Raw genomic sequence first — 5,412 nt, 5'->3', positions numbered from 1 at the left:
TTGACTTGGCGATAGACGTATCGGATTCGCAACATTCCATCATGTTCAAGGGCATAGATTTCACCGTCCACGATTTGCGTCAGGCTGCAGTCGATGGCGAGGGTGGAGCCGTCCTCTATACGCGGCGCCATACTGTTGCCCGTTAAGGGCGCACAGATCGCTTGGTCAGGGCTGACGTCCATGGCCTGAAAGATGGTCGAGCTCAGTCGTACCTGATAGTCCGGGATCTGCGCCACGTGGGTTTGCCCGCGATTACTGGCATTCAACACCTCGTTGAAAAATGGAACGTCGACGTCGTGTGGGTAGCTCAGGGCTGAGCCTGGAAGATATGCATCAGGCTGTTCGAGAAGAGCAGTACGGCCTGTGTAGCTGGTAGAAGGCACGCCGGGATGTTTAGGTCCTTCACCCGTTCGCAGCCAGCGGCTAGTGACGCACAACAGGTCAGCGATTTCGTCCAGTCGGGCCATCGGAATCCCGCGCTTGAACCAATTATTGACGTGCTGCGGCGTAACGCAGCGGTTGGCGGCGAAGTCCGAGGCGGATAAATGACACTCCCGTAGGAGTGTTCTGAGGCGATCACCGGATGTATTCATGCTCACAGATTTTACGGAGAAGCCGACGTCGTTTAAATAAACTAAACGTTCAAAAAAAGCGGCGTGTAAAGAGACAAATCGTAGATTTAAAAGGATTTTTCCTATTGCATCCTGCGCTCATTAGACGGTTATGAACAGGTTGTGTTGATCGGTGTTTAGGCAGGCATAAAAAAACCTCGGCGAACCGAGGTTTTTTATTACACGCGGCAGGCTGAGAGCGCCTGCTCGTATGGCTTAGCCTTTGTAGGCGGCAACCGACTTGGTGATCTCAGCGCGTGCAGCTTCGGCGTCGCCCCAGCCTTCGATTTTCACCCACTTACCTTTTTCGAGGTCTTTGTAGTTCTCGAAGAAGTGCTGGATTTGTTGAATCAGCAGTGGTGGTAGGTCGGTGTACTCTTTTACGTCTACGTACAGCTGAGACAGCTTGTCGTGCGGAACTGCTACCACTTTGGCATCGCCGCCGCCGTCATCAGTCATGTGCAGAATGCCGACTGGACGTGCGCGGATAACCGAACCCGGAGCGACTGGGTAAGGGGTAACAACCAGAACGTCGAGCGGGTCACCGTCGTCGGCCAACGTATTTGGAATGAAGCCGTAGTTGGCCGGGTAGAACATCGGGGTTGCCATGAAGCGGTCAACGAACAGGCAGTCGCTGTCTTTGTCGATTTCATATTTGATCGGCGCGTGGTTAGCCGGAATCTCGATGGCGACGTAGATGTCATTCGGCAGGTCTTTGCCAGCCGGAATCTTGCTGTAGCTCATTGGGCGATGCCCCCGTGTGTAGGCCAGTTTACTTGGCCGATATGGCCAAAAAGTGGCGGCGATTATAGGCGTAATCCTGCGACCACGCCACGCTTGGCTGTATCAGTGACGTGCGCGGTAATCAGGGTGTTCACTCTGTAGCGTGCGCAGCCTGGTCAGTGTGTCTTGGCGATAAAACAGGCTGAGCTGTTTATACACCAGCGGGTACACATGATTGAGCAGATCGGGCGCGCTGAAGAAGTATTCGCTGGTGACCGCAAAAAACTCAGCCGGGTTTTCCGCCGCATACGGGTCGATAGGCGCGTGGTCAGGGGCGTGGTGATCAAGGTAATGATTGAGGTGGTCGAAGGCTTGTTGCATGTCCTTCGTCCAGTCTGCGACGTGCATGTCACTGTGCAGTGGCGGCATACCGTTGGCGGCGCCATTGAGCATGTCGAGCTTGTGGGCCAGCTCATGAATGACCAAGTTGTAGCCTTCCCAGTCACCACTGGCCAGCACCCCAGGCCACGCTAAAACCACCGGCCCATGTTGCCAAGCCTCACCGCTGTGGGTGCCTTGCCATTCATGTTCTACGCCACTGGAGTCGCGGTGGCGTTGGGGGCTGAGGAAGTCATCGGGGTATAAGACGAGTTCATGAAAACCTTGATACCAGTCCAAATCGCCCAGATTAAGCAGCGGCAGTTGGGCTTGTGCGGCTAAGCGCAGTTGGCCTTCTTCGGTAAGCTCAACGCCAGGCATGGGCGTTAGATGTTTAGCCTTGAGGAACAACACGCTGCTTTCGCGTAACCATTTGTCCTGCGCGTCGTCCAGCCCGTCAAGAATACTCAGGTGCTGGCGAACGTCATGCCATACGTCTTCCGCAACCGGGTGTTGCGCCAGAATTCGCTGGCGCCTCCATTCATTCAGAGACCACATAGGACGCTTCCCAATCAGGCTTTAGACGGGCTGCGGCCGAAGCGGCTGCGAACGACACCAATAATCATCGGGACCAGTGACAGCACAATAATGGCGACCACCAGCAACGACAGGTTGGTTTTGATGAACGGTACGTTGCCAAAGAAGTAACCCAGCGTGACCAGCCCGCCGACCCACAAAATGGTGCCGAACACGCTGAACATAAAGAAGCGCGGGTAAAACATGCGGGCGACACCGGCCACGAACGGGGCGAAGGTGCGGAAGATCGGCAGGAAACGCGCCATGGTCACGGTTTTGCCGCCATGGCGTTCGTAGAAGTCGTGGGTTTTTTGCAGGTAATCGCGACGGAAGATTTTAGAGTCAGGGTTACTGAATAAGCGTTCACCTGCTGTTCGTCCAATGACGTAGTTGGTGCTGTCACCAAGTATCGCCGCCAGCATCAAGAGTGCGCCCAGCAACACCGGGTCCATGCCCCCGCCAGCCGCGACAGCGCCTGCAATAAACAGCAACGAATCACCCGGTAGGAATGGCATAACCACCAGCCCGGTTTCACAAAAAATCACCAGAAACAGGATGGCGTAAATCCATACACCGTAGTCTCTTACCAGCATGTCCAGGTACACATCGAGGTGCAGGATAATGTCGATAGGGTTGAAATCCATGTAAGGCACCTGTTTTGATGACCCGGCTCAGCAGGTCTGTGCGGGGGAGTAGGTATTTAACTACAGCGAATGTAGTTTTTTCGTACATTTTGATCCGGAAGGATTATACGGATTGACGCGAATTGTGCTGCTTGAGTTTGTAGCGAAGCATGTATTAATTCGCTTGAAACGCCGCGTAGGAGCTGCCGTAGGCTGCGATCATTTGACGTTTAAGATCAATGGGTCTCAGCCTGCGGCAGCTCTTGGCGTGCGGATTAGCCAGTAATTAAAGGTCTTTGAGCAAGAAGTTTTCGTTGGGCGTTGTTACGTCGAGTGTCTGTACTTGCGCTTCATCCTTCAAATTAACGCCTGACAACTGGCGACGGCAGGCTTCGCGCATCAGGTACGCCAGGCGATGAGCGGCCATGCCGTAGCTCAAGCCTTCAAGCCTCACGTTGGAGATGCAGTTGCGATAGGCATCGGTCAAACCGACCTTGGGCGCGTAAGTAAAGTACAACCCAAGGCTGTCCGGCGAACTGAGCCCAGGGCGTTCGCCGATCAGCATCACCACCATTTTGGCGCCCAGCAGAACGCCCACTTCATCTGCGACCGCGACCCGACCTTGTTCCACCAGCACTACCGGCGATTGACTCCAACCCTCCGTGTGGAAGTGCTCTTGCATGCGAGTTAAAAAAGGCACGGTATGACGATGAACGGCCAGCGCAGATAAACCATCGGCCACCACTACGGCCACATCGAAGCCCTCGGTATGGCCGTATGCATAGTCGCGCAGGTGTTGGACTGAGGCGTCATTAAGCTTGCGCCCCAAGTCCGGCCGTTGCAGGTAGCTGTGCCGATCACTGGCGGCGCTGTGCACCAGCAGGCTATCGCGGCCCAGTTCGGCTAACTGGTCACTCAACCCCGCATGATCAAAAGGCAGATGCACCGCGTCCCGCGCTTGAGCATGGGCGAATTGAAAATCCAGTTGCGCTTGGGTCGGCATGCTGGTGCCGGTGCGTCCTAGGGCGATCCGCGCTGGGGTTAGGCGGCGCAGCTCCAGCCACGGATTGAGGCTGTCTGTGGGTGTCGTGGCCATGTTCAGCGCCCTCCCAAATGAGCCAGTGCCTGGCGGAATGCAGGCGGTAATTGATGACCGAATTCAATCCGGCCGTCGCTCTGGGTAAAAATACCGATCTTACTTAGCCACTGTTCGAACTCGGGCGCAGGCTTTAGTCCCAAGGTTTTTCGGGCATAGAGTGCGTCATGAAAGGACGTTGTCTGATAGTTGAGCATGATGTCGTCTGACCCCGGAATGCCCATGATGAAGTTGATTCCGGCCACACCCAGCAGCGTTAACAGGTTGTCCATGTCGTCCTGATCGGCTTCGGCATGGTTGGTGTAACAAATATCGCAGCCCATCGGCACGCCCAGCAACTTGCCGCAGAAGTGATCTTCGAGCCCGGCACGAATGATTTGTTTACCGTTGTACAAATACTCGGGGCCAATAAAACCGACCACGGTGTTAACCAAAAACGGTTTGAAGTGCCGGGCTACCGCATAGGCGCGGGTTTCGCAGGTTTGTTGGTCCACGCCAAAGTGCGCGTTGGCAGACAGCGCGCTGCCTTGTCCGGTTTCGAAATACATCAAGTTGTTGCCTAATGTGCCGCGATTGAGGCTCAAACCCGCCTCGTACCCTTCTTGCAGCACATTCAGATTAATCCCAAAGCTGGCGTTGGCGGCTTCGGTGCCAGCAATCGACTGAAACACTAGATCCAGCGGCACACCGCGGTTGATCGCCTCAATCGAAGTGGTGACGTGAGTCAGGACGCACGATTGTGTCGGGATGTCATAGCGCTGAATAATCGCGTCGAGCATCTTTAGCAAGTCGCAGATCGAAGCGATGCTGTCAGTGGCCGGGTTAATGCCGATCATCGCATCACCATTGCCGTACAGCAGCCCGTCAAGAATGCTGGCGGCGATACCGGCGGGGTCGTCGGTTGGGTGGTTAGGCTGTAGACGGGTCGACAGGCGGCCGCGCAGGCCCATGGTGCCGCGGAATTGGGTAACGACGCGGACTTTTTGAGCCACCAGAATCAAGTCTTGGACGCGCATGATCTTCGATACTGCGGCGACCATTTCCGGGGTGAGGCCGGGGGCCAGTGCGCGCAGGCTGTGTTCATCGGCGGCGTCACTGAGCAGCCAGTCACGAAAGCCGCCCACGGTTAAGTGGCTGACCGGGGTGAAAGCTAGGCGGTCGTGGCTGTCGATGATCAGCCGGGTGACTTCATCGGACTCGTAAGGAATCAGCGCTTCTTGCAGAAAGTACGCGAGCGGCATATCCGCCAGTGCCATTTGCGCGGCAACGCGCTCGCCATCATTGAGCGCGGCCACACCCGCCAGAACGTCGCCGGAACGGGCCGGGCTGGCTTTGGCCATGACGTCTTTGAGGCTGTCAAAGCGATAGGTGTGGGTGCCCACTGCGTGGGAAAAACTTGCCATAC

The 5,412-nt window shown here is 55.9% G+C and carries 6 protein-coding genes; all 6 read right to left on the bottom strand.

All coding sequences use genetic code 11. The features are described from left to right. The coding region (locus tag AQS70_RS07295; protein WP_187331789.1) for a LexA family transcriptional regulator at nucleotides 1-593 on the bottom strand (593 nt) is incomplete at its 3' end. Between the two features lie 234 nt (nucleotides 594-827). Further along, complete coding sequence (gene ppa, locus AQS70_RS07290; RefSeq protein WP_016779241.1) at nucleotides 828-1,355, bottom strand: inorganic diphosphatase; 528 nt, start codon at nucleotides 1,353-1,355, stop codon at nucleotides 828-830. Between the two features lie 102 nt (nucleotides 1,356-1,457). Further along, the gene (locus AQS70_RS07285) at nucleotides 1,458-2,270 is read right to left on the bottom strand and encodes a M90 family metallopeptidase (RefSeq protein ID WP_055102207.1); all 813 of its coding nucleotides are present in this window, start codon (nucleotides 2,268-2,270) and stop codon (nucleotides 1,458-1,460) included. A 14-nt stretch (nucleotides 2,271-2,284) separates the two neighbouring features. Further along, nucleotides 2,285-2,932, bottom strand: coding sequence for a DedA family protein (locus tag AQS70_RS07280; RefSeq protein WP_055102206.1), 648 nt, complete (start codon nucleotides 2,930-2,932; stop codon nucleotides 2,285-2,287). A 265-nt stretch (nucleotides 2,933-3,197) separates the two neighbouring features. Continuing rightward, on the bottom strand, nucleotides 3,198-4,007 hold the full coding sequence (gene eutC / locus AQS70_RS07275; RefSeq protein WP_055102205.1) for an ethanolamine ammonia-lyase subunit EutC: 810 nt from the start codon (nucleotides 4,005-4,007) through the stop codon (nucleotides 3,198-3,200). Between the two features lie 2 nt (nucleotides 4,008-4,009). Next, complete coding sequence (locus AQS70_RS07270) at nucleotides 4,010-5,410, bottom strand: ethanolamine ammonia-lyase subunit EutB (RefSeq protein ID WP_055102204.1); 1,401 nt, start codon at nucleotides 5,408-5,410, stop codon at nucleotides 4,010-4,012. Between the last annotated feature and the right edge of the window lie 2 nt (nucleotides 5,411-5,412).

The sequence above is a fragment of the Pseudomonas endophytica genome (assembly GCF_001411475.1).
GTDB lineage: Bacteria > Pseudomonadota > Gammaproteobacteria > Pseudomonadales > Pseudomonadaceae > Aquipseudomonas > Aquipseudomonas endophytica.
The sequence above is the reverse complement of the archived record's forward strand: the minus strand, read 5'-3'. Positions and strand labels throughout refer to the sequence as shown.

Coding starts and splice junctions, on each gene's coding strand:
- ppa (WP_016779241.1), bottom strand. CDS start 1,355: ATGAGCTACAGCAAGATTCCGGCTGGCAAAGACCTGCCGAATGACATC.
- eutC (WP_055102205.1), bottom strand. CDS start 4,007: ATGGCCACGACACCCACAGACAGCCTCAATCCGTGGCTGGAGCTGCGC.
- AQS70_RS07270 (WP_055102204.1), bottom strand. CDS start 5,410: ATGGCAAGTTTTTCCCACGCAGTGGGCACCCACACCTATCGCTTTGAC.
- AQS70_RS07280 (WP_055102206.1), bottom strand. CDS start 2,932: ATGGATTTCAACCCTATCGACATTATCCTGCACCTCGATGTGTACCTG.
- AQS70_RS07285 (WP_055102207.1), bottom strand. CDS start 2,270: ATGTGGTCTCTGAATGAATGGAGGCGCCAGCGAATTCTGGCGCAACAC.